Annotated in this window: 16 protein-coding genes and 2 pseudogenes; 6 read left to right on the top strand and 12 right to left on the bottom strand. The window is 72.6% G+C overall.

Features of this window, described 5'->3' with window-relative positions; genetic code table 11:
* Window positions 1-13 precede the first annotated feature (13 nt).
* Window positions 14-1,045 (top strand): annotated as a pseudogene (locus ACFQ7Q_RS23505) (IS30 family transposase).
* A 49-nt stretch (window positions 1,046-1,094) separates the two neighbouring features.
* Here the strand turns inward: ACFQ7Q_RS23505 and ACFQ7Q_RS23500 are convergent.
* Window positions 1,095-1,493, bottom strand: coding sequence for a hypothetical protein (locus ACFQ7Q_RS23500; RefSeq protein WP_383558463.1), 399 nt, complete (start codon window positions 1,491-1,493; stop codon window positions 1,095-1,097).
* Window positions 1,494-2,059: 566 nt separating this feature from the next.
* Between ACFQ7Q_RS23500 and ACFQ7Q_RS23495 the strand changes: the two genes are divergently transcribed.
* Entirely contained in the window at window positions 2,060-2,494 is a 435-nt protein-coding gene (locus tag ACFQ7Q_RS23495; protein WP_383558462.1) for a hypothetical protein, read from the top strand.
* A 106-nt stretch (window positions 2,495-2,600) separates the two neighbouring features.
* Here ACFQ7Q_RS23495 and ACFQ7Q_RS23490 read toward each other — a convergent pair whose 3' ends face one another.
* From ACFQ7Q_RS23490 to ACFQ7Q_RS23475, 4 genes are all read right to left on the bottom strand, one after another.
* A complete protein-coding gene (locus tag ACFQ7Q_RS23490; protein ID WP_383558460.1) occupies window positions 2,601-4,154 on the bottom strand; it encodes an MFS transporter in 1,554 nt (517 codons plus the stop codon).
* A 94-nt stretch (window positions 4,155-4,248) separates the two neighbouring features.
* Complete coding sequence (locus ACFQ7Q_RS23485) at window positions 4,249-5,094, bottom strand: alpha/beta fold hydrolase (protein WP_383558459.1); 846 nt, start codon at window positions 5,092-5,094, stop codon at window positions 4,249-4,251.
* A 20-nt stretch (window positions 5,095-5,114) separates the two neighbouring features.
* The gene (locus tag ACFQ7Q_RS23480; RefSeq protein ID WP_383558457.1) at window positions 5,115-5,513 is read right to left on the bottom strand and encodes a RidA family protein; all 399 of its coding nucleotides are present in this window, start codon (window positions 5,511-5,513) and stop codon (window positions 5,115-5,117) included.
* A complete protein-coding gene (locus ACFQ7Q_RS23475; protein ID WP_383558455.1) occupies window positions 5,510-6,745 on the bottom strand; it encodes an acyl-CoA dehydrogenase family protein in 1,236 nt (411 codons plus the stop codon). Before ACFQ7Q_RS23475 ends, ACFQ7Q_RS23480 begins: the two co-directional genes overlap by 4 nt.
* Before the next feature lie 119 nt (window positions 6,746-6,864).
* Between ACFQ7Q_RS23475 and ACFQ7Q_RS23470 the strand changes: the two genes are divergently transcribed.
* Window positions 6,865-8,508: an AMP-binding protein gene (locus ACFQ7Q_RS23470; RefSeq protein ID WP_383558453.1), complete on the top strand. Its 1,644-nt coding sequence runs from the start codon at window positions 6,865-6,867 to the stop codon at window positions 8,506-8,508.
* A 9-nt stretch (window positions 8,509-8,517) separates the two neighbouring features.
* Window positions 8,518-9,360 carry a PaaX family transcriptional regulator C-terminal domain-containing protein gene (locus ACFQ7Q_RS23465; protein WP_383558452.1) on the top strand — a complete coding sequence of 281 codons (843 nt, stop codon included), beginning with the start codon at window positions 8,518-8,520 and terminating at the stop codon, window positions 9,358-9,360.
* A 43-nt stretch (window positions 9,361-9,403) separates the two neighbouring features.
* Here ACFQ7Q_RS23465 and ACFQ7Q_RS23460 read toward each other — a convergent pair whose 3' ends face one another.
* Both ACFQ7Q_RS23460 and ACFQ7Q_RS23455 read right to left on the bottom strand, forming a co-directional pair.
* On the bottom strand, window positions 9,404-11,773 hold the full coding sequence (locus ACFQ7Q_RS23460; protein ID WP_383558451.1) for a bifunctional salicylyl-CoA 5-hydroxylase/oxidoreductase: 2,370 nt from the start codon (window positions 11,771-11,773) through the stop codon (window positions 9,404-9,406).
* A gap of 2 nt (window positions 11,774-11,775) precedes the next feature.
* Window positions 11,776-12,603: an enoyl-CoA hydratase family protein gene (locus ACFQ7Q_RS23455; RefSeq protein ID WP_383558449.1), complete on the bottom strand. Its 828-nt coding sequence runs from the start codon at window positions 12,601-12,603 to the stop codon at window positions 11,776-11,778.
* A 239-nt stretch (window positions 12,604-12,842) separates the two neighbouring features.
* Between ACFQ7Q_RS23455 and ACFQ7Q_RS23450 the strand changes: the two genes are divergently transcribed.
* Entirely contained in the window at window positions 12,843-13,280 is a 438-nt protein-coding gene (locus tag ACFQ7Q_RS23450; RefSeq protein WP_383558448.1) for an ATP-binding protein, read from the top strand.
* Window positions 13,281-13,614: 334 nt separating this feature from the next.
* On the opposite strand, the gene argF is transcribed toward ACFQ7Q_RS23450, so the two are convergent.
* The 5 genes from argF to ACFQ7Q_RS23425 form a co-directional block, all read right to left on the bottom strand.
* Complete coding sequence (argF, locus tag ACFQ7Q_RS23445; RefSeq protein ID WP_383558447.1) at window positions 13,615-14,625, bottom strand: ornithine carbamoyltransferase; 1,011 nt, start codon at window positions 14,623-14,625, stop codon at window positions 13,615-13,617.
* A gap of 155 nt (window positions 14,626-14,780) precedes the next feature.
* Window positions 14,781-16,013: an arginine deiminase gene (locus ACFQ7Q_RS23440; RefSeq protein WP_383558446.1), complete on the bottom strand. Its 1,233-nt coding sequence runs from the start codon at window positions 16,011-16,013 to the stop codon at window positions 14,781-14,783.
* A gap of 58 nt (window positions 16,014-16,071) precedes the next feature.
* The gene (locus ACFQ7Q_RS23435) at window positions 16,072-18,261 is read right to left on the bottom strand and encodes a hypothetical protein (RefSeq protein WP_383558445.1); all 2,190 of its coding nucleotides are present in this window, start codon (window positions 18,259-18,261) and stop codon (window positions 16,072-16,074) included.
* Entirely contained in the window at window positions 18,261-20,429 is a 2,169-nt protein-coding gene (locus ACFQ7Q_RS23430) for a hypothetical protein (protein WP_383558444.1), read from the bottom strand. The genes ACFQ7Q_RS23435 and ACFQ7Q_RS23430 overlap by 1 nt, the downstream gene beginning before the upstream one ends.
* Window positions 20,426-22,858 carry a hypothetical protein gene (locus ACFQ7Q_RS23425; RefSeq protein WP_383558443.1) on the bottom strand — a complete coding sequence of 811 codons (2,433 nt, stop codon included), beginning with the start codon at window positions 22,856-22,858 and terminating at the stop codon, window positions 20,426-20,428. The genes ACFQ7Q_RS23430 and ACFQ7Q_RS23425 overlap by 4 nt, the downstream gene beginning before the upstream one ends.
* Before the next feature lie 33 nt (window positions 22,859-22,891).
* Between ACFQ7Q_RS23425 and ACFQ7Q_RS23420 the strand changes: the two are divergent.
* Window positions 22,892-23,211 (top strand): annotated as a pseudogene (locus ACFQ7Q_RS23420) (hypothetical protein); the annotation flags it as partial.

The raw sequence follows: 23,211 nt of genomic DNA, 5'->3' as shown, positions 1-23,211 counted from the left end.
GCCCGCACACAGAGTGCGGGCTGAGCGGGTCGTTTCTGCGTCTCGGCACCTGACGCTGGAAGAGCGCCTCTACATCGCTGACCAGGTGTGGGCGAAGGTGTCCGTGCGGAGGGTCGCCGCGGCCCTGGAGCGCAGTCCCGTCGACGATCAGCCGGGAGATACGGCGCAACCGCCACCCCGTCAACGGCCAGTACCGGCCGCACGCCGATGAGGCCCGCGCCGAGTCGCGCCGGCCCCGCCCCAAACCTGCGAAGATCGCTCAGAATCCGGAGCTGCGGGAGTACATACAGGAGCGTCTGGGCAGGCGGTGGAGCCCGGAACAGATTGTGCAGCACCTGCACCGGGACTTCCCCGACCGGCCGGAGATGCACGTGGTTCACGAGACGATCTACCAGGCCATCTATGTCCAGGGCCGGGGAGAGCTGCGCCGGGAGCTGGTCAAGGCCCTGCGGACCGGACGGGTCCGCCGCAAGCCTCGCCGCCAGGCCCAGCAGCGTCAGCCGCGTTATCGGCACCCCATGGTGATGATCAGCGAACGTCCTGCCGAGGTCGCCGACCGGGCCGTTCCCGGCCACTGGGAAGGCGACCTGATCATCGGCAAGGACAACGGGTCCGCCATCGGCACCCTGGTCGAACGCACCACCCGCTATGTGATGCTCCTGCACCTGCCCAACGGCCGCGGCACCGGGCTGGTCCGTGACGCGCTGGTGAAGGTCGTGACGTCTCTGCCGGCCCATCTCACGCGGTCTCTGACCTGGGACCAGGGCAGCGAGATGGGGCGCCACCACGAGTTCACCATCGCCACGGACGTTCCGGTCTACTTCTGCGATCCGGCCGGTCCCTGGCAGCGCGGGTCGAACGAGAATACGAACGGCCTGCTACGGCAGTACTTTCCCAAGGGCACCGATCTGTCGGTTCACAGCCGAGAGCACCTGGACGCTGTCGCTGCCGAACTCAACGGACGCCCACGCAAACGCTCGGCTGGGAAACTCCAGCCGAGCGCCTCGCTGCACTGCTTGCGCGGCCGATCACCCCGTCTGCATGAGGCAATGACTCATGATCGCTCTCCGGCGGGGAAGTGCAGCGCCGAGTACTTATCGGCCCCGAATCCGTGCTCGCAGGTGCTCGCTCAGCACAACATCATGCGAAAGCCCGGCCAGCTCCTGCGCTTCCACGTCCACGTCCTGCTGCGTGAGGATGCCGGCCAGGAAGCTCCAGTGGCCGGCCGCCACCTGCTCGTGTGTTTCGCTACCGGTCGGCTCGTCCGGCCCGACCACTGTCCGGGCCTCCTCCTCGATTTCCTCGGCGGAGATGTGCGAACAGGTGTCCGTGGGAGCCGATGAGGTCCAGCTCCACCCCCGGTCGTTCAGCAGCACCAGGCTGCGGTCATCTGCGAGTACAGCTTCAAGCCGCGCGGTCACCGACGTGTGCTGAGCGTCTGTGGCAGCCTTGTCCAGATCGACATAAGTGACCAAACGAGTCACGGCAGTCACTTTGCCCTCCTCTCAGCTCACCAACTCCTGGTCGAGCCATCGCGCTGAATGGCCACGATATCCGGGACCGGCTTCCGGCCCACACATCCGCCTCCCGGGCCGGGCCAGCCTTCGTCAACCACCGAGCGCCATCTACCCTGACCGCACCTACAGCCTCTGTGTTGCGACGACTGCTGGAATCCGCCCAGAGCCTGAGGGGGCCTCTCCTATGACGGCCGCAGAGCTGCCCGGGCACCTGCGCCACCATTCCGGGAAGAACGCAGGCCCACTTCGAAGGGGTATCTGGCGCCCTCGACCCGCCCTAAGCTCGACCCGCATCGACCGAAGCGGGGGAATCGATGGACTGGCAGTGCACGAAGTGCGGGGAGCCCATCACGTTCGCCGACGGAGAGTCGATTTCCGACGCCACCCGCCGCCACTCACGCGAAGCCGTACATGCGTGGACCGGTGCACGGCGGACACTTCCCACCGGCTCTGAGCAGCGGTGGCTCACACCGTCCGAGCGTGCCGACCGATCCGTGCGCGCCTCGACCTCACGTCCCGGCTCCGTCCCCGGAGACAGGACGGTGAAGAGGACCACCGAAGCCGAGAGGTGGGCTCCCGCGAGCAGCGCCCTCTACCTCGTCGCCGGAATCGTGATGGCCATCGGCATCGGCATCGCGGCCTTCCCTGTCGGCTCTGCCGAGGAGCCCGACCGCAACCCTTCGGGGTCATCCACCGTCCTGTACCCCGAGCCCGACGGCAGCCCTTCCGAGTCGCACACCGCTTCGATCACCGAGCCCGAGGCCGGCTCCACCCCGACGCCATCCCCACCTCTCGGCTCCAACGGCCTGAACACGGCAGGCGGCCGGCCTCGCGAAACACGCGACAACGACAGCTACTACGACGGGAATTACGACAACGACGACGAGTGGCACCGCGACCACGGCAACCCCGACGAGTACTACGACGGCAACTACGAGAACGACGACGACTACCACCGCAAGTACGGCAGGGAATGACCGAGCGAGGATCCCAGCGTCCCGGCCGGACGGTTTCGGGTTCCGGGACATCCAGCGGTATCCGGCCTGATGAGCCGGATACCGGTCCACCCCCGGGGACCGCTCGTCAGCCGACCCCCGGGGGTCCCATGCCGCCCTTGAGGCGTTCGATGTCCGAGGCTCGGACCTGGATCACGAACAGGGCTATGAAGAACGCCACGATGGCGAACGCCGCCGCCGTGATGAAGCCGGACGAGACACCGGATGTGAGGACCTCGTCCGCATAGGGCGGTGGCAGCTGGCCGGTCTTGGCGAACTGGGCCTTCTCCAGGGGGCCCGCCTGGGAGAGGAAGATCGGTACCTGCTCCTGCGCCTCGTTGCGGCTGGCCGTGCCGAAGACCGTCACCAGGATCGAGAGGCCGAGCGAACCGCCCACCTGCTGGGTGGCGTTGAGCAGGCCGGACGCGGCGCCCGCCTCCCGCTGCTCGACGTTGGACAGCGCCATGATGGTCAGTGAGACGAACATCAGGCCCATGCCCATGCCGAAGACGAGGATCGGACCCAGGATGCTGCCCAGGTAGGTGGAGTCGACGTTGGTCAGGGTCAGCCAGGACAGGCCGGCCGCCGACAGGAGCGAGCCGACGACCATGAAGGGTTTCGGCCCGAACTTGGGCAGCAGTTGGGAGGCGAACCCGGCTCCGACCGCGATGATCGCGCTGACGGGCAGGAAGGCGAGGCCGGTCTTCAACGGGCTGAAGTGCAGGACGCCTTGCACCCAGAGCGTCAGGAAGAAGAACATCCCGAAGATCGCCGCGGCCAGACAGAGCATGATCGCGTACGTGCCCGCCCGGTTGCGGTCGGCGAACATGTGCAGCGGAGTGATCGGCTGTCGGGAGCGGCGCTCCACCATGATGAACAGGAGCAGCAGGACGACGGCCGCGCCGAACGAGGCGAGCGTCCACGGGTCGCGCCAGCCCTCCTGGGAGGCGCGGATGAATCCGTACACCAGCGCCACCATGCCGAGGGTGGAGGTGAAGGCTCCAGTGAAGTCGAAGTGGCCGGGGTGCCGCTCGGACTCCTTGATGTGGCGGGGCGTGAGGAACGCGATGAGCAGCGCGATGGGCACGTTGACGAAGAAGATCCAGCGCCAGTCGAGCCATTCGACGAGCAGTCCGCCGGCGACGAGCCCGATCGCGCCGCCGCCCGCGGAGACGGCCGCGAACACACCGAACGCCCGGTTGCGTTCCGGGCCCTCTTCGAAGTTCGTGGTGATCAGGGAGAGCGAGGTCGGGGAGGCGATGGCTCCGCCGACGCCCTGGAGCGCCCGGGCGGCGAGGAGTTGCCAGTCGTTCTGTGCCAGCCCGCAGAGCAGCGAGGCGAACCCGAAGAGCAGGATGCCGAACATGAAGACACGGCGGCGGCCGAGGATGTCGCCGGCTCGTCCGCCGAGGAGCAGCAGTCCGCCGAAGGTCAGCGTGTAGGCGTTGACGACCCACGACAGGCTGGTCGTGGAGAAATCCAGCGCACTCTGGATGTGCGGCAACGCGATGTTGACGATCGTGATGTCGAGAACGACCATCAGCTGACAGGAGGCGATCACGAACAGGGCGATGCCCTTGCCGTCACCGCCCTTCCCGTGCGTCGCGGTCGCTGCTGGAGACGTCGGCTTCGGGGTACTCATGGCGCATCGCGCCCCTCGCCTGGTGTGGGGGAGCCGTGGGCCGGTCAGTCCACCTTTTCGACAGTAAGCCCGGGTCCGGCGGCTGACCAGTTGATCAAGACCCGCCCGCGGAGGTCTCCGCGACGAAGGCCCGGAGCTCCTTCGCCAGCCGTTCGGGCTGGTCCTCGGCGACGAGCGTCCTGCTGTCCTCGATCTCGACGAGCCGCCCCCGGGGCAGGAGTTCGGCGAGCCTGCGGCCGTGCTCGCGCGGCATCATCAGGTCGTCGACGGCCCAGACGACGAGCGCGGGACGGTCGAACGTCCGCAGCCCCTCGGCGGCCCGGAGGAGTTCGTCCTTGCGGACGGCGAGGCAGTAGCGGCGGAAGTCGTGGCGGATCGCGGGGTCGGTGCGCAGGGGCCGCAGCCAAGCGTCGGCGATCGCGTCGGGCACGGGCCGCCTGGTCAGCGCGCCCAGCCCGACGGGCAGCCGACGCAGCGGCTTCAGGCCGAGGACCCGGGCCATCAGGAGGATTCCGCCCGGGACGCGGCAGGCCAGGTCGATCATCTTGCCGGGCGTTCCCGGCGGGTAGTTGTCGAAGGCCTCGCAGGAGATCAGGACGAGCCTGGCGATCCGTTCGGGGTGGCGGACGGCGACGGTCTGGGCGCGTCCGCAGTCGCTCTCGACGAGGGTGACGTCGGTGAGATCGAGCCGGTCGAGGAGTTCGGCGATCAGGTCGACGACGCTGTCGGGCGAGAGCGGCACGTCCGGATCCATCGGGGTGCGATGGGAGCCGTACGGGAGGGTCGGTGCCACCACCCGGTGGTCCGGGGCGAGTTCGGTGACGACCTTGCGCCAGACACTGGCATCGTGGACCAGCCCGTGCAGCAGGACAAGCACGGGGCCGGGGCCGCCGGTGTCCTCGTACGCGACGGTTCCAGCGGTCAGTTCGATCTCCGGCATGGCTCCCCTGTTCCCCGCGCCTACTCCAGCACAGCGAAGCCGTCCAGCTCCACCTGAGCCTGATCGTCCCACAGCCGTACGACTCCGATCACGGCCATGGCCGGATAGTCGCGTCCCGCCAACCTCCGCCAGATGGCGCCGAGTTCATGTGCGTGGGTGCGGTAGGCGGCGACGTCCGTGGCGTAGACGGTGACGCGGGCGAGGTCGCGGGCGGTGCCGCCGGCGTGGCGGAGGGCGGTGAGGAGGTTGGTGAGCGCGGTCTCGAACTGCTCGGGCAGGGTCTCCCCCACCACCTTGCCGTCGCGGTCCAGGCTGGTCTGCCCGGCGAGGAAGACCAGCCGGGTGCCGGTGGCGGTCACGGCGTGGGAGAAGCCGGTGGGCGGGGACAGTTCGGCTGGGTTGTGCCGGTGCAGGCTCATCGGGACGGCTCCTTCGGCGACTCGGCGACGACAGGCTCCACGGGCGGCCTCCCGGTGGCGGGCTCCGCCGCGTGCGGACCGGGCGCGACAGGAGGCGGCGGCCCGTCGGCCGCCTCTGCCGCGGCGTACAGCTCCTTGGCGATGATCGTGCGCTGGACCTCCGTCGCTCCTTCGTAGATGCGCGGGGCACGCACCTCCCGGTAGAGGTGTTCCAGCAAATGGCCTCGTTGCAGCGCCCGTGCCCCGTGCAGTTGGACGGCGGCGTCGACCACGTACTGCGCCGTCTCGGTGGCCAGCAGTTTCGCCATCGCCGAGCGCCGGGGCACGTCGGCAGCGCCCGCGTCGTAGGCCGCCGCCGCCGCGTAGACGAGCAGGCGGGCGGCCTCGGTGCGGGTGGCCATCTCGGCGACCTGGTGGGAGACGGCCTGGAGGTCCCTCAGGACGCCGCCGAAGGCGGGCCGGGCGGCGGTGTGGGCGAGGGTCGCGTCGAGGGCGGCCTGGGCCATGCCGACGGCGAAGGCGCCGACGCTGGGGCGGAAGCGGTTGAGGGTGGTCATGGCGACCCGGAAGCCCCGGTCGGTCTCGCCGAGCACGTCCGCGGGGCCGACCGGGACGCCGTCGAAGACGAGGGAGCCGATGGCGTGCGGGGCGAGCATGTCGAGGGGGGTGCCGGAGAGGCCGGGGCGGTCGGCGGGGACGAGGAAGGCGGTGACGCCGCGGGCTCCGGCGCCCTGGGTCGTCCGGGCGAAGACGGTGGCGAAGTCGGCCTCGGGGGCGTTGGAGATCCAGCGCTTCTCGCCGTGGAGGCGCCAGCCGCCCGCGCGGTCGGGGCGCGCCTCCAGGGAGAGCGCGGCGGCGTCGGAGCCCGCGTCGGGCTCGCTGAGCGCGAAGGCCGCGACGGCGCGTCCCGCGACGATCTCGGGGAGCCAGCGGGCCCGCTGCTCGGGTGTGCCGAAGGCGGCGACGGGGTGGCCTCCGAGGCCCTGGAGGGCGAGCGCGGTCTCGGCCTCCGTACAGGAGTGGGCGAGGGACTCGCGCAGCAGGCAGAGGTCGAGGGCGCCCGCCTCGAAGAGCCCTGCGAGCAGGCCCAGCTCGCCGAGGGCGGCGACCAGGGGGCGGTTGACCCGGCCGGGCTCGCCCTTCTCGGCGAGGGGCCGCAGATGCTCGGCCGCGAGGGCGCGGAGCTCCGCGCATCGGGCGGTCTGGCGTGGATCGAGTGAGAATACGGACATTCGGACCCCTGTCTCCCTCTGGCTCGCTCGCCTGCATCAGTTCTATCGCGCACCGTTGACTGTCGTCACCATCACGATACGCTCGTTGGGCGACCCCACCACGACAAGGGGACGAACTCATGGAGCTGACCCCCTCGGCCCACCACGACACGTTCGCGCGCGACCATCTGCCGCCCGCCGACGCCTGGCCCCATCTGCTCTTCGACCTGCCGGAACTGGCCTACCCGGAGCGCCTCAACTGCGGGGCGGAGCTGCTCGACCGCACGGTGGAACGATTCGGCACGGAACGTCCGGCGTTCCGCGACGGAAACGGGAATGTCTGGACATATGGACAGCTGAGTGAGCGGGTGAACCGGATCGCGCACGTCCTGACCTCCGATCTCGGCATCCTGCCCGGCAACCGGGTGCTTCTGCGCGGCCCCACCACGCCCTGGCTGGCCGCCTGCTGGCTCGCGGTGATGAAGGCGGGCGCGGTCGCCGTCACCGTCCTGGCCCAGCAGCGCGCCCAGGAACTGGCCGTGATGTGCGAGATGGCCCACTGCACCCACGCGCTGTGCGACATCAGGAGCGTCGACGACCTGGTCAAGGCGGAGGTCCCGGGACTGCGGATCACCGCCTTCGGCGGCGACTCCCCCGACGACCTGCTCTCCCTCGCCATGGGCCGACCGGACACCTACGAGGCGGTGGAGACGGCCGCGGACGACGTGGCCCTGATCGCGTTCACCTCGGGGACCACCGGGCGGCCCAAGGGGTGCATGCACTTCCACCGCGACGTCCTCGCGGTCGCCGACACCTTCTCGGCGCACGTCCTGCGCCCCGAGCCGGACGACGTGTTCGCCGGATCGCCCCCGCTCGGCTTCACCTTCGGTCTCGGCGGGCTCGTCCTCTTCCCCCTGCGGGCCGGGGCCAGCGCGCTGCTGCTCGAACAGGCGGGACCCAAGCAGCTGCTGAAGGCGATCGCCGACCACCAGGTGTCGGTGCTGTTCACGGCGCCGACCGCGTACCGGGTGATGCTGGAGGAGATCGACCGGCACGGCGGGCACGACGTCGCTCCGCTGCGCTCGCTGCGGCGGTGCGTGTCGGCGGGCGAGAACCTGCCGGCCGCGACCTGGGACGCGTGGCACCGGCGGACCGGCCTCAAGCTCATCAACGGCATCGGAGCCACCGAACTGCTCCACATCTTCATCTCGGCGGCCGACGGCGACATCCGCCCCGGCGCGACCGGGCGGCCGGTACCCGGCTGGCAGGCGCGGGTGGTCGACCCCGCCGGCGCGGAGGTCCCCGACGGCCAGGAGGGCCTGCTCGCGGTGCGCGGGCCGGTCGGCTGCCGGTATCTGTCGGACCCCCGGCAGAGCGAGTACGTCCACGACGGCTGGAACGTCACGGGCGACACCTACGTCCGCGATACGGAGGGCTACTTCCGCTATGTGGCCCGCGCCGACGACATGATCATCTCGGCCGGTTTCAACATCGCGGGCCCCCAGGTCGAGGAGGCGTTGCTCGCCCACCCGGACGTGGTCGAGGCGGCGGTGGTGGGTCAGCCGGACGAGTTGCGCGGCCAGATCGTGGTCGCGTACACGGTCGTACGGGACGGGGTGGCGCGCGACGCGGACACGGCCGGGGCGCTGCGGGCGTTCGTACGGGCCCGGCTGGTGCCGTACAAGAGTCCGCGCAAGATCGTCTTCCTGGACGCGCTGCCGCGGACGGCGACGGGGAAGCTGCAGCGATTCCGGCTGCGCGCGGGGCCGGAGGACACCCCCTAGAGTGATCACGTGGCCGAGCAGCACACCCCCCGTTCCCTGATCGTCTCGCTGTACGGCGCGTACGGCCGCGGCCTCGCGCCGGGCGAGGAGCCGTTGCCCGTGGCCGAGCTGATCCGCCTCCTCGCGGTGCTCGGCGTGGACGCGCCGTCGGTGCGGTCGTCGGTGTCCCGGCTGAAACGGCGGGGCCTGCTGCTGCCGCGCCGGACGGCGGACGGGGCGGCCGGGTACGCCCTGTCGGACGACGCGCGTCAGCTCCTGGACGACGGCGACCGCCGGATCTACAACCGTACGGAGCCCAAGCTGTCCGACGGCTGGGTCCTCGCGGTCTTCACCGTCCCCGAGGCCGAGCGCCACAAGCGCCATCTGCTGCGCTCACGGCTGGCGCGGCTGGGCTTCGGGACGGCGGCCCCGGGCGTCTGGATCGCCCCGGCGCGGCTGTACGAGGAGACTCGCAACACCCTGGAGCGTCTGGAGCTCTCCGCGTACGTGGACCTCTTCCGGGGCGAGCACCTGGGCTACGCGGCGACGGCGGAGGCGGTGGGCCGCTGGTGGGACCTGCCGTCGATCGCCAAGCTCCACGAGGAGTTCCTCGCGGCCCACGAGCCGGTCCTGCGTCGCTGGACGGCTTCCCCCGGCTCGGCCGAGGACGCCTATCGGGACTACCTCTTCGCGCTGGATTCATGGCGCCGCCTCCCGTACGCGGACCCGGTCCTCCCGGCCGAACTGCTGCCGCAGGACTGGCCCGGCGCCCGCTCCGCGGAGGTCTTCGCGGCGCTGCACGAAAGGCTTCGGGACCGCGGGGCGGAGTTCGTGCAACCCGACGGGGACGCCGACCCCCTCACCGGGGCGTGAGCACGCGGTCCGCTTCGGCGGCGGGTCCCCTGCCCGGCGGGCGTCAGAGTGTGAGTCTCGGCTTCGGGGCGTCCGTCCGGCCCGTCGGGGGTTTGCGGCTTCCGGCGCGGTACGGGTGTGGCCAGGGGGCCGCCGGGCCCTGGTAGTTCTGGTCGGCGGCCGCGTGCAGGGTCCAGTGGGGGTCGTAGAGGTGGGGCCGGGCAAGGGCGCAGAGATCGGCGCGGCCGGCCAGGAGGAGGGAGTTGACGTCGTCCCAGGAGGAGATCGCGCCGACCGCGATCACCGGGACGGCGAGAGCGTTGCGGATCCGGTCGGCGTACGGGGTCTGGTACGAGCGGCCGTACTCCGGACGCTCGTCGGGGACCACCTGGCCGGTGGAGACGTCGAGGGCGTCGGCTCCGTGGGCGACGAAGGCACGGGCGATCTCGATCGCGTCCTCGGCCGTCGTACCCCCCTCCGCCCAGTCGGTGGCGGAGATGCGGACGGTCATCGGCCGGTCCTCGGGCCATGCCTCGCGGACGGCGTCGAAGACCTCGAGCGGGAAGCACAGCCGGTTCGCGAGCGCCCCGCCGTAGGCGTCGTCGCGCCGGTTGGTGAGCGGGGAGAGGAAGCCGGAGAGCAGATAGCCGTGCGCGCAGTGCAGTTCGAGCAGGTCGAAGCCGGAGCGGGCGGCCCGTCGGGCGGCGGCCGCGAACTCCTCGCGTACGGCGGTCATACCGGCTCGGTCCAGGGCGTGCGGGATCTGGTTGACGCCGGGCCGGTACGGGAGCGGTGAGGCGGCGGTCAGGGGCCAGTTGCCGTCGGGGAGCGGCTGGTCGATGCCCTCCCACATCCTGCGGGTGGAGCCCTTGCGGCCGGAGTGGCCGAGCTGGACGCCGATCGCGGTGCCGGGCGACCGGCCGTGGACGAAAGCGGTGATCCTGCTCCAGGCCGCCTCCTGCTCGTCGGTCCAGAGGCCGGTGCAACCGGGGGTGATCCGGCCCTCGGGGCTGACGCAGACCATCTCGGTCATGACGAGCCCGGCGCCGCCGAGCGCCCGCGCCCCGAGGTGGACGAGGTGGAAGTCGCCGGGGATGCCGTCCTCGGCGACGTACATGTCCATCGGCGAGACGACGACCCTGTTGCGGAGGGTCAGTCCGCGCAGCCGGAACGGGGTGAACATCGGCGGGGTGCCGGGCGGACAGCCGAAGTCGCGCTCGACGGCACCGGTGAAGGCGGGGTCGCGCAGCCGAAGGTTGTCGTGGGTGACGCGGCGGCTGCGGGTGAGGAGGTTGAAGGCGAACTGCCGGGACGGCTGATCGACATGGCCGTCGAGCTCCTCGAACCAGCGCAGGCTGGCCGCCGCGGCCCGCTGGGTGGATTCGACGACCGGCCTGCGTTCCGTCTCGTACGCGGCGAGCGCCTCGGCCAGGGTGGGCTGCTCCTCGACGCAGGCGGCGAGCGCGAGGGCGTCCTCGACGGCGAGCTTGGTGCCGGATCCGATGGAGAAGTGCGCGGTGTGGGCGGCGTCGCCGAGGAGGACGGTGTTGCCGTGCGACCAGCGTTCGTTGACGACGGTACGGAACGCGGTCCAGGAGGAGTTGTTGGCGCGCAGGGCCCGGCCGCCGAGCGCTTCGGCGAAGAGCTTGGCGCAGAGGGCGGTGGACTCCGCCTCGTCGAGCTCGTCGAAGCCGGCGGCCTGCCACACCTCCTCGCGCATCTCCACGATGACGGTGGAGGAGTCGGCGGAGAACGGGTAGCCGTGGAGCTGCATCACGCCGTACTCGGTCTCGGCGATCTCGAAGCGGAAGGCGTCGAAGGCGAAGTCGGCGGCGAGCCAGATGTACCGGCAGCGGTGGGTGGTGAGCGTGGGCCGGAAGACGTCCGCGTGGGCGTCGCGGGTGCGGCTGTGGACCCCGTCGGCCGCGACGACGAGGTCGTGCGTGGCGGCGAGGTCGGCGGCCGGCGGGGCCTCGGTGCGGAAGCGGAGCCGTACGCCGAGCTCGGCGCAGCGGGCGTGCAGGATCTCCAGGAGCCGGCGGCGGCCGAGGGCTGCGAAGCCGTGGCCGGTGGAGGTGAGGAGGTGCCCGCGGTGGGCGATGTGGATGTCGTCCCAGCGGACGAACGCGTCCTGGAGGGCGCGGTACACGCCGGGGTCGGCGTGCTCGATCCCGCCGAGGGTCTCGTCGGAGAGGACGACGCCGAAGCCGAAGGTGTCCTCGGGGGCGTTGCGCTCCCAGACGGTGACCTCGCGCTCGGGGTCGAGCCGCTTGAGCAGCGCGGCGGCGTAGAGACCACCGGGCCCACCCCCGACGACCGCGACGCGAAGCGGCGCGGGGGCGGGGGCGGGGGCTTGGGCGGGGGCCCCGGCCGGCTGCTCGGCCTCCGGCCGGGGCGCGGCGCGGGTGGGGGCGGGGGCTCGGGTGGGGGGCATTGTCAGCGACCTCGCCATTTCGGGGGGCGCTTCTCGGTGAACGCCGCGTGGAACTCGGCGTAGTCCTCGCCGTTCATCAGCAGCGCCTGAGTGTTGGCGTCCAGTTCGACCGAGGCCGCGAGCGGCATGTCCAGCTCGGCGGTGAGCAGGGCCTTGGTCTGGGCGAGGGCGAGGGCCGGTCCGTCGGCGAGGCGGCGGGCCAGTTCGGCGGCGCGCGCGTCGGCGTCGCCTTCCTCGGTGAGCTCGCTGAGCAGGCCGATCCGCTCGGCCTCGGGCGCGCGGACCGGTTCGCCGAGCATGAGCAGCCGGGTGGCGTGGCCGAGGCCGACGACCCGGGGCAGCAGATAGGCCGCGCCCATGTCGCCGCCGGAGAGCCCGACGCGGGTGAAGAGGAAGGCGAAGCGGGCGCTCGGGTCGGCGATCCGGAAGTCGGCGGCGAGGGCGAGGACCGCGCCCGCCCCGGCCGCGACGCCGTGGACGGCGGCGATCACCGGGAAGGGGCACTCCCGGATCGCGCGGACGACCTGCCCGGTCATCCGGTTGAAGTCGAGCAGCTGCGCCGTGTCCATGGAGAGCGTCGCGCCGATGATCTCGTCCACGTCGCCGCCGGAGCAGAACCCACGGCCCTCGCCGCCCAGGACGAGCGCGCGCACGGCGCGTTCCCGGGAGAGTTCGGCGAGCAGATCGCGCAGGTCGGCGTAGGCGCCGAAGGTGAGCGCGTTGAGTTTCTCCGGGCGGGCGAGGGTGACGGTGGCGACGCCGTCGTCGACGGCGAGCCGCAGGTGATGCCAGCGCTCGGTGTGGGGTGCGGAGCCGATAAAGGGGCTCATACGGAACGGCCTCCCTTCCTCCTGCTCCGAGCGTATCACCGTGTTGTGACTGTCGTCACGAGCGCGCGATAAGGCGGAGGACGGCTCGCACCGCCGAAGGTCCCCGGCGACCGGGGCTCAGGACCTCGTCACGAGGGAGGGGGTACCCGTGGATTTCACTTTTGCGGTTCGTAAGGTTGAAAGGAGGACGTCCCGGACGCACCGTCCTCCCCCACCCTCCCCGGCGAACGGACCCTGCCATGGTCGAAGCCACCGACCCCACCACGTGGCGCATCCACCTCCCGCACACCACCGCGGCCGTGCCGATCGCCCGCGCGCTGGTCCGTACGGCGCTCACCGACGTCGAGGCGCCCGCCGACAGCGACACGGCGGAGCTGCTGACCGCCGAGCTGGTCGCCAACGCCGTCGAGCACACCGACGACGCGGACCCCATCGAGCTGGTCGTCGAGGTGCTGCCGGGCGGCTGCCAGGTCGAGGTGCACGACCGGCGGCCCGCCCGCCCCGGAGAACTGATCGGCCCGGAGCCGGGCGAGTGGCCCGACCCCTGGCAGGAGCACGGCCGTGGCCTGCTGCTCCTCCGCGCGCTCAGCAGCGACTGCGGCCAGCGCCCCACCGCGCACGGCAAGGCGGTCTGGTTCACCCTTCCCGCGATACCGGCACAGCGACGGCCGGCGTAGCCTCGGCCGCAACGGCCTCGGCCCGAACAGCGGCCCGAGGCAGCGCTTCGGCCCCGACAGCGGCCGACGGCACGGCCGCGACCAGGCGAGAGTTACGGCGCCCGGAAGGAGCGCGGCAGCTCCGGATCGCGACGGCGCAGCACGATCACCGCGATGTTCACGACGGCCATGACGGCCAGCATGCCGATCGTCGTCAGACCGACCACCACGTCGAGCGACCGACCGTCGATCCTGTGACCGGTCGACCACGAGCGAGAGCGCGGCCGGCTTGTCGCCGACGGCGTCGGCGCCGAGCGCCCCGATCGCGGAGAGCGCGACCGCGCCCGACGTATCGCTATCCGACGATGGGGGCCATGGTCGCGACCAGGACCGCCTTGATCGTGTGCATCCGGTTCTCGGCCTCGTCGAAGACGACGGAGTACTCCGACTCGAAGACCTCGTCGGAGACCTCCAGCTCGGTCAGCCCGTGCCGGGCGTGGATGTCACGGCCGACGGCCGTGCCCAGGTCGTGGAAGGCCGGCAGGCAGTGCAGGAACCTCACGTCCGCCTTCCCCGTGGCACGCAGCACGTCCATGGTCACGGAGTAGGGGGCGAGGTGGGCGATCCGCTCGTCCCAGATCTCCTTGGGCTCACCCATGGAGACCCAGACGTCGGTGGCGACGAAGTCGGCGCCGTGGACGCCTGCGGCGACGTCGTCGGTGAGCGTGATCGTCGCGCCGCTCGTCTCGGCGAGCTTCCGCGCGGAGGCGACGACCTCCGCGGCCGGCCAGTACGCCTCCGGGGCGACGATCCGCACGTCCATGCCGAGGAGAGCCCCGGTGATCAGGTAGCTGTTGCCCATGTTGAAACGGGCGTCGCCGAGGTAGGCGAACGTGAGGGCATCCAGCGGCTTGTCCGTGTGCTCGGTCATCGTCAGGACGTCGGCGAGCATCTGGGTGGGGTGCCAGTCGTCCGTCAGACCGTTGAAGACGGGGACGCCCGCGTGGGCGGCGAACGCCTCGACGTGCGCCTGGCTGTCGCCGCGGTACTCGATGCCGTCGAACATCCGGCCGAGGACGCGGGCGGTGTCCTTGACCGACTCCTTGTGCCCGATCTGCGAACCGGAGGGGTCGAGGTAGGTCGTGGAGGCACCCTGGTCGGCCGCGGCGACCTCGAACGCGCAGCGGGTCCTGGTCGAGGTCTTCTCGAAGATCAGGGCGATGTTCTTGCCACGCAACCGCTGGACCTCGTTGCCCGCCTTCTTCGCCGCCTTCAGCTCGGCGGCCAGGTCGATCAGACCGCGGAACTCCTCGGCGGTGAAGTCCAGCTCCTTGAGGAAGTGGCGGCCGATGAGGTCGGTGGCCATGGGGTGCTCCTGGGTACGGTCGGGTACGGCGAACGAGTCAACGCCTGGAAGTCTATACGTTGATCAGCATGTCTATACAGTGATGCGGCCCACTCGTAGCCGCACCGAAACCGAATCCGACACAGGCGGCCGGGTCCTCACCCGGCCCCCGCCCCTCACACCGCGTCACGCTCCACCGGGCAGCTCATACAGCGCGGGCCGCCCCTGCCCCGGCCCAGCTCGCTGCCCGGGATCTCGATCACCTCGATGCCCTGCTTGCGCAGATGGGTGTTGGTGGTGACGTTCCGCTCGTACGCCACGACCACCCCCGGCTCGACGGCGAGCACGTTGCAGCCGTCGTCCCACTGCTCCCGTTCCGCCGCGTGGACGTCCTGCGTCGCCGTCAGGACACGGATGCTCTGCAGTCCGAGCGCGGCGGCGATCGCGCTGTGCATCTGCTCCGGAGGGTGGTCGGTGACCCGGAGCGACTGCCCCTCGTCGCCGGGTTCGATCGTGTACGAGCGGAGCATCCCGAGCCCCGCGTACTGGGTGAAGGTGTCCTGGTCGACCATCGTCATCACCGTGTCGAGGTGCATGAACGCGCGTCGCTTCGGCATGTCCAGCGCGATGATCGTCCGGGCCGAGCCGGCCGCGAACAGTCCGCGCGCCAGCATCTCCACCGCCTGCGGCGTGGTCCGCTCGCTCATCCCGATGAGGACGGCGCCGTTGCCGATGACGAGCACGTCCCCGCCCTCGATCGTCGACGGATAGTCGGACTGCCCCTCCGACCAGTGGTGGAAGCTGCCCGCCTCGGGGCCGGTGAAGAGGGGATGGTGCTTGTAGATCGCCTCGAAGTGCACCGTCTCGCGCTGCCGGGCGGGCCAGCGCATCGCGTTGATGGAGACGCCGTCGTAGATCCAGGCGGAGGTGTCCCGGGTGAAGATGTGGTTGGGCAGCGGCCGGAGGACGAAGTCGTCCAGGTCCATGACGTGGAAGCGGACCGAGGTCGGTTCGCGGTGCACGGCCAGGAACTCCCGCTTCGTCATCCCGCCGACCAGGGCCTCGACGAGTTCGGAGGCGTCGAGGGAGTCGAAGGCGGCGCGCAGATGGTCGGCGGCGAGCGGGCCGTACTCCTTCTCGTCGAAGACCCGGTCGAGGACGAGCTTGCGGGCGGCGGGCAGTTCGAGGGACTCGCGCAGGAGATCCCCGAAGAGATGGACCTCGACGCCCCGGTCGCGCAGGACGTCCGCGAATCCGTCGTGCTCCTGCCGGGCCCGGCGCACCCAGAGCACGTCGTCGAAGAGGAGAGCGTCCTTGTTGGAGGGTGTCAGCCGCTTCAGCTCCAGATCGGGCCGGTGCAGTATGACGCGGCGGAGCCGCCCGGCCTCGGAGTCGACATGGAATCCCATGCGCCCATCCTGACGGAGCCGGGCGGCTCGCGCGTGGTTCTCGGAGCGGTCGCCGGGGTCACGTCGCGTAGTACGCGACGATGACGGCGAGCATCGAGACCATCACCGCGACCAGGGTGAGGACGACGAGCTTGCCGTCGCCTCCGGAGGAGGCCGCCGGGGGCGGTTCGGGCCGTCGGGACGGCGGGGGCGGGGCGACGGGTCGCGGTGGTGGTGGAGGTACGGGGGCGGATGCGGGCGACGGACGCGTGGCCCGGAGGTGGGGCTGGGGTTGCGGATGGGCGTACGCCTCCCTGAGGAGTTCCCGCCAGACGTCCTCGGGGAGCCCCGGCCTCTCGTCGTCCACGATCTGCCGGAACGCGGACCGCGCGGCCGGGACGGGGCTCGACCGGAGCGCGGAGAGCAGCGCGACCAGCGCGCCGGTCGGGACGTCGCCCTCGTCGAGGAGGGGACGGACCGCCCACCGGTGCAACGCGGCGGCGTTGGCCGCGCGTTCGGCCTCGCCGGGCTCGCCGGGCTGGGTGGAGCGGGGCGCCGTCGCGAACAGCTCCTGCCCGATCACGAGGTCGCGGAACTCCCTCCGAAGGGGACGGTCCCAGGACGGCAGGCGTCGGGCGACCTCCTCCATGAGCCGCGTGGTGACGGCGTACGGCTGGGGCCGGCGGAGCGCGTCGAGCAGTTCGCCGTCGCCGCCGGCCCGTACGCGCGCCTCCGCATCCTCGACGGAGTCGGCGAGCCGCCGTACGAGTCCGGTCTCCACGGGCCTCGCCCGCCCCCGCGGCCGGGGCAAGCGCCTCCGCCCGCCCCGTTCGGGCCCGCGCCAGGCGGGCGCCACGACGGGCACGTCAGCCGGCTCGTGGACGGGCGCGGGGGGTACGTCCCGTCGGACCCCGAAGTCGTGTGCCGCGCGCCCCTCTTCGAGCCGGCCGCCGTACGGGAGCCCCTCCACGCGAGGCGTCCCGGCTCCGGGCTCCTCCCTGCGTGCCCGGGACTCCTGGTCCCCCCCGGCGGACCGCGGATCGCGGGACGCGCCACCGCCGTCATGCGCATCCACCGCCGGCCACGCCTCGCGGGAGCGCGCGGCACCGCCTGCCGCCTCCCCGGCGTCCTCCGGCCCCCGCCCCTCACGGGGCTCGCGCCGCGCCGCGCCGCCGCGCGGTACCGCGACGCCGCCGTACGCGTCGCCCGTCCCGGGCGCCCCGGAGCGCGGGCCCCGGCTCTCGGGACCTCCTCCGCCACCGCGCGAACCCCCGCCGGCGTACGTGTCCCCCGTCGGCCACGTCGCGCGGGCGCCCGCGTCGTCCCGGGGCGTCTCCCCGGCGCCCGCCGGGCGAGGCTCGCGTCGGGTCTCCGCCGCCCCGCGGGCCCTCGCCTTGTCGAGCACGGTGAGTGCGCGCTCCGCCGCCTCCAGCAGGGGGAGGTCGCCAGGCTCCGTCACGGCACCCAGCGCGTCGGCGACCCTCGGTGCGTGGTGCTCGGCGGCCTCGGAGAGGGACCACAGGTGGTGGTGGACGAGTCGGGCCGCGATCTCCTCCGCGCGGTCGCCGAGACGTTCGCGTGGGTCGACGCGGCGGCGGTCGGTGTTCCGGCTCGCCGCGCCCGCCCACTTGCCGACGAACACGAAGCGCAGCGCGGGCAGTTCGACGGTGTCGTGGCTCGCGAAGGTCCAGCGCCGGTCGGGGAGGAGCCCCCCGAACATGCCGTGCAGCCCCCACAGCACGGGACACGCCGTGTCCCCGCGCTCGTCGAGCAGGGTGAACCTCGCTTTCGGGTTGCGCAGCAACTCCGCCGTCGTTCCGACGAGTTCGGACTCCACGCCCTGAAGGGCGATGGGCCCGGCCGCGCGCTCCAGCGCCCGTGCCGGTACGACGGGGAGCGGGCCGCGCACCTCGGCGAGGGGAAGCGCGGCACCCTCCCAGTTCCACCCGTGCAGCCCCAGGCAGGTGGCGGGATCGAGCAGCTCCGCCGAGCCTACGAGGGCGTGGCAGATCACGGAGGACCGTCCCCCGGGGTCCGTCCAAGGCGTACGGCGTATCAGCAGGACCCCCGCGCGCTGGTGCAGCCGGAGCAGCGCGGGCCGGGTCTCCTCGCCGCTCGCCCGCAGCAGCGCGCCGAAGATCCCGAAGACGGTCTCCACCTCATCGTGCGGCGCCGACCAGGCCACGGGACCGAACCCGGTGCTGCCGGAGACGTTCTGGCTGTCCCAGCGGAAGACGATCTGGTCGACCTCGTTCTCCGACCGTGCCATCAGGCTCTCCCCTCGCTCGGTTCCGCCTCGGGAAGCAGCCCGCACATGGCGAAGATGGACAGCAGCGGCGCGAGGACCCGGCGCGACCGGGCGCCGTGGGGGAAGCGGTCCCCCTTGGCCTCCCCGCCGGTCGCCGCGACGAAGTGCAGTGTGCAGCGCGCACAGTCGTCGAAGGGCTTGAGCCAGGCGGGGCTCGCGTGATGGGACAGGAAGGCGTAGGCGTCCCGGCTCTCGGCGCGCAGCGCCTCCCGGTCGAGCCGGCGGGGCAGCGCGCGGCCGAGCCAGCGGTCGACGGCCGGTTCGAAGCGCACCAGGTCGGACTTGTTGACGGCGATGGTCGCCGGCGCGCCCACCAGGCCGCCGTTCTGCCGCGGGATCCGGTTGAGGACCGTCGTGAACGCCTCGTCCCCGAGGTCCCGGCGGGGCAGGCCGTTCTGTTCGCGGACCGGGTCGAGCGACGGCATCCGCAGCGCCCGCAAGGGGTCGAGGACGAAGACGAAGGCGTCGACGCCCATCAGGAAGCGGGCGACCTCCCCGTCCTGGGCGAGGTCCTCACCGGCCAGGTCGAAGAAGACGACGGGCCGGGGCAGCGTGCCGCGCGCGGAGACGAGCAGCCCGTCGGCGAACCGGGCGAAGGTCTGCTGGCCCGTGCGGCCCAGCTGCCGCCCCTGCTGGAGACTCTGCACCCGTTCCCGCAGATAGGTGCGGTGTGCCTCGGGGTTGAGCGGCAGGCACTTCAGACCGTAGGGCTCCAGGCCACCGAGTTCGACCTCGCCGAGCATGGCGGCGAGCAGATGGGTCTTGCCCACGGAGGAGCTGCCGACGAGGGCGATGGACAGCGGCTCGCCGTTGGTGAGGTAGGGGACGGGGAGTTCGTGCGCCTCCTCGCCCTGCCCGGCGTGCGGGCACAGGTGGTACGCCTTGCGCAGGGCGTCCTGCCGGATCTCGGGACGGTGCTCGCCGCTGAGGTCGAGCGGTATCCGGTTGCCCTTGGCGTCGATGGTGACGAGCAGGCGCTCGTCGTACTCGACGGGGACCAGGCAGTGCGGGCACATCCGCCCCCGCGTCGGCGGCGGGGAGGGTACTGGGGCGACCGGTGGCGGTGGCGGGGTGGGTTCGGGGTCGCCGCCGAAGAACCGGTCGCGCAGGGAGCGCTTCGGCGGCACCAGGTCGTACGGGTTGCGCGGACCGTCGAACGAGCCGGCCGGAGTCCCGTACGAGGTGGGCGAGGGGCTCTCCCCCTGCCCTGTCGCCCCCGACACCGCGCGCTTGCGGGCGAGTTGGGCGTCGTACTCGGCGCGGCCCCGGCTGAGCGGATCGGCGGCGCCGACCGCCGTGGCGAGCGGGTCGGGGACATGGAGCAGCCGCATCAGTTCGACGGGGGACCGCCGCGCCGCCGCCTCCGTGGCGAACAGGCCGCTCTGTTCGAGCGCCGCGAGGCGCCGGTAGTCCCCCAGGTCCTCCGGCGGGGCCTCGCCCGGATCGGGGTGGCCGGAGAGCAGGTAGTAGCCGAGTCTGGCCACCGACCACAGATCGTCGCGGGTGTCGGCCGCGCCGCGCCCCGCGCGCTGTTCGGGCGAGGCCCAGGGCGCCGACCCGAAGACCTCACGGGACTCGCCGGTGCGCAGCGCGGCGTACGGCTCGCAGAGCCGCACATGGGTGCCGTCCCAGCGGACGGTGTCGGGCGCGATCGCCCGGTGCACCAGCTCCACCTCGTTCAGGAGGCGTACCGCCAGGGCGAGTTGGGCGATGACTTGCTGCTGTTCGTCACCGCCGAGGCGGTCCCGGCACTCGGTGAGCGGCGTGCCGCCCGGTGTCCGATAGAGGACGAAGGGCTCGGCGCACTCGAGGTCGAAGCCGATCACCCGGGTGAAGACCTCGCCGAACTTCTCGGCGCCGTAACGCCGTTCGAGGACGACGGCGGCGGAGACCTCCCGTTCGAGCATCTCGTACGCCCGTGGGTCGCCCTGCGCGGAGAGCGGCAGCCGGAACTGCAGGGCCGGCCAGCCGGTGCTCAGGGTGACCTGCCGGGCCAGGACGCCGGAGCGGCCGGGGAGCCTGCGGTCCTCGCCGTACCGGACGGCGAACCGGATCGGCTCCTCCCGATACGTACGGAACTCCAGCTCCTCCTGCGGGCCGGGGCGCTGTGGCGCTTCCGCCTCGGTCATGACGTTCCCGCCCCTTCTTCCCTGACGATGCGGACGATGTCGCCGCGCAGCGGCACGAGACGCAGGATGCCCGCGTGGCGTCCCGCGCGCGTCCACACCACGTCCTCGGTCGTGCCCCGCCAGATGTCGTCGCCGGTGGCGCCGCGACGCATCGCCTCGGGCACGAACCGGACCTGGCGGCTGGCGGAGGGGTCGTGGGACAGCAGCCGCAGATGCTCGGGGCCGCAGAGCGGCACCGTACGGTCGGGGTCGTCGTCGGCCGCGAGGAGCCGGGCGACCGCGTCCGGAGCAACTCCGGTGAGCCGGGCCGCGTCGGGGCGCTCGCCCCGGTCCACGGCGCCGGGCGGCGGGGAGGCGGCCACGTCCCGCTCCAGCCGGACCCGGGTCTCGTGGAGCAGCTCCGTCAGCCGCTCGTCGAGCGGCAGCCGTCCGGCGTTCCCGGGGTCGCGTTCGATCCCGGCCCAGCAGCTGTCGAGGATGCGGACGGTGCCGTCGACGAGGTCGGCGACGAGGGTGTCCACGAGGGCGGGCCCCCCGTCGCCGTACCGGCGCTCCAGCCAGGGCGGCGCGGCACCGGCGGGTCGCCGCGGAGCGGGCGCGGGCGCCGCGGCCGGTGCGGAGGCCGGGCCGGGTCCCGGCGGCGGCTCGTCCGGTGCGTCGGACCAGGCGTCGTCCCCGGTGCTGTCCGCCCAGTCCTGCCAGCTCCACGCCGTGCTCGCCCCGGTCGCCGTGGCGTCGACGCGCTCCTCCTTCGCCCCTCGGCCGTCGAACCCGTACTCCTCCCCCGGCTCGTACGCGTACTCGTACGCGTCCGCGGTGGCCGCCAGTCCGCGCAGCAGCCGGGCGACGGCGCCGGCGCCGTCCGAGCAGTGGTGACGCACCTCGGCGAAGAGCCAGTCGTGCACCGCCGTCGTGACGACGAGGGTGTGGATCTGCCGGACCGCCCGTCCGGCGCTCTCCGGGTCCACCCGGGCCCACCAGTCGTCGACGGCCCGTGTCCAGTCCCGCAGGGCGAGCGCCACGACGACGGCGACGGCCACCGTCACGGCCACGGCCCCCGCCCAGAGCGGGAGACCGAGGACCTGGCCCACGCCCGCTCCGGCGGCGCCGCCGACGAGGCCGCCGAGGAGCCGGGGCGCGGCGCCCGTGCTGCCTCCGCCGTCGAGCCGTCCGTCCGGGGAACGGTTGGGCCTGCGCCGCAGCATCAGATGGGCGAGGCCGCCGCTCAGGACGCCGACGGCGGGTCCGAGTGCCCACCCGGCGACGGGCCAGAGCCCCGCGACGAAGGCGAGGACGGCGGTGACCGTCAGGGCGACGGCCCGTGAGCCGCCGGCCGTGAACGGATGCTGCGCGGCCAGGCGGTTCCTCTCCTCCGGGCCGCAGATCTCGTCGAGCCGGGCCAGCCGGGCGGCGCTGCCCGCCGGAGCGGTGCGCGCCGACAGCGCGGCGAGCCGGGCGGCGACGGAGCGCAGCGGAAGGCCGCGCCCGATCAGCTCGTGGGTGTGGTCGCGCAGCGCGGGAACGATCCCCGCGCGCGAGATCTCCCGTGGCATCTCGGGCAGTTCGATGCCCCGGTCCCGCAACCGCCCGCGGTGCTCGGCGGTGAGCCGTGTGCCGCCCGCCGCGGCGAACGCGTCGGCGACGGCGGTACGGAGGCGGGCCAGGGACCCCGCCACCCGCTCGATGTCGCCGGGCAGGTCGGGCGTCCGGCCGGACCCGCGGAGCAGACCGGCCGGGCCCCGTACCCGGGAGTATCCCTCGACGGCGTCGTCCAGGGCCTCCTCACAGGTGCGCAGCAGGATTCCGGCCCGTCCCGGGGCGGGAATCCAGTCGTGACCGGAGAGGGAGCGCGGCACGGACTCGTCGAGCAGCACGGCGAGTTCGGCCGGGACGGCCTCGGTGGGCGCGAGGGCCGGCACGTCGGGTCCTGCCAGGCCCTCGACCGCCTGCCGCCAGGAGCGCGCACGGGCCTCTTCGGTCAGGTCGTGCTCCAGGACGCGGGCGGAGGGGACCGCCACGCCCCGTACGACGTCCGCGAGCGCGCGGAGCACGGCGTCGAACACCTCGGGGGTGGCCAGGACGTCGACGAGCGGGCGCAGCGCGGCGTCGTCGGAGTCGTCGAGCAGCCACAGCACTCCCGCGCCCGGCGGCCGCAGCGTCAGCGAGCGGCTCAGGCTCCGCTGCCCGGGGGCGCCGACGGCCAGGCAGACGACCCGTGCGGGGCCGTAGGACGACAGGCGTTCGTGCAGGAGCTGATGGGCGACGAGCCGGTCGGCGTCGTCGAGGACGAGGAAGCGCCGTTCGCCGCGGGGCTGCGGGGCGTCCAGGGCGGCGCGGACCGCGCCGTCGGGGTCGTGCACCCCGGCCCTCAGATCGAGGCACACGGCATGGCCGGGCACCGGGTGGTCCGGGGTCGCGCGGGGGTTCACTCCTCCTCACCGTCCAGGTCCCAGGGGTACCGGTTGGCCTCGGGCGCATCGGCGGGCTCGGGGGCCGGCCGCGTCCTGGGCCGGGGCTCGCGCTCGGACCCGGGCTCGTACGAGGAACGAGACTCCGACTCGTACGCCGAGCGAGGGCCGGACTCGTACCCGGCGCGGGGCTCGGACCCGTACGACGAACGCGGCTCACGCTCGTACCCCGCACGAGACTCGGACCCGTACGACGAGCGAGGGCCGGACTCGTGCCCGGCACGGGGCTCGGACCCGTACGACGAACGCGGCTCACGCTCGTACCCCGCACGAGACTCCGACTCGTACGACGAGCGAGGGCCGGACTCGTACCC

The sequence above is a fragment of the Streptomyces sp. NPDC056527 genome (genome assembly GCF_042794475.1).
Lineage (GTDB): Bacteria > Actinomycetota > Actinomycetes > Streptomycetales > Streptomycetaceae > Streptomyces.
Note: the sequence above shows the minus strand (reverse complement) of the source record. Positions and strands in the feature narration are given on the sequence as shown.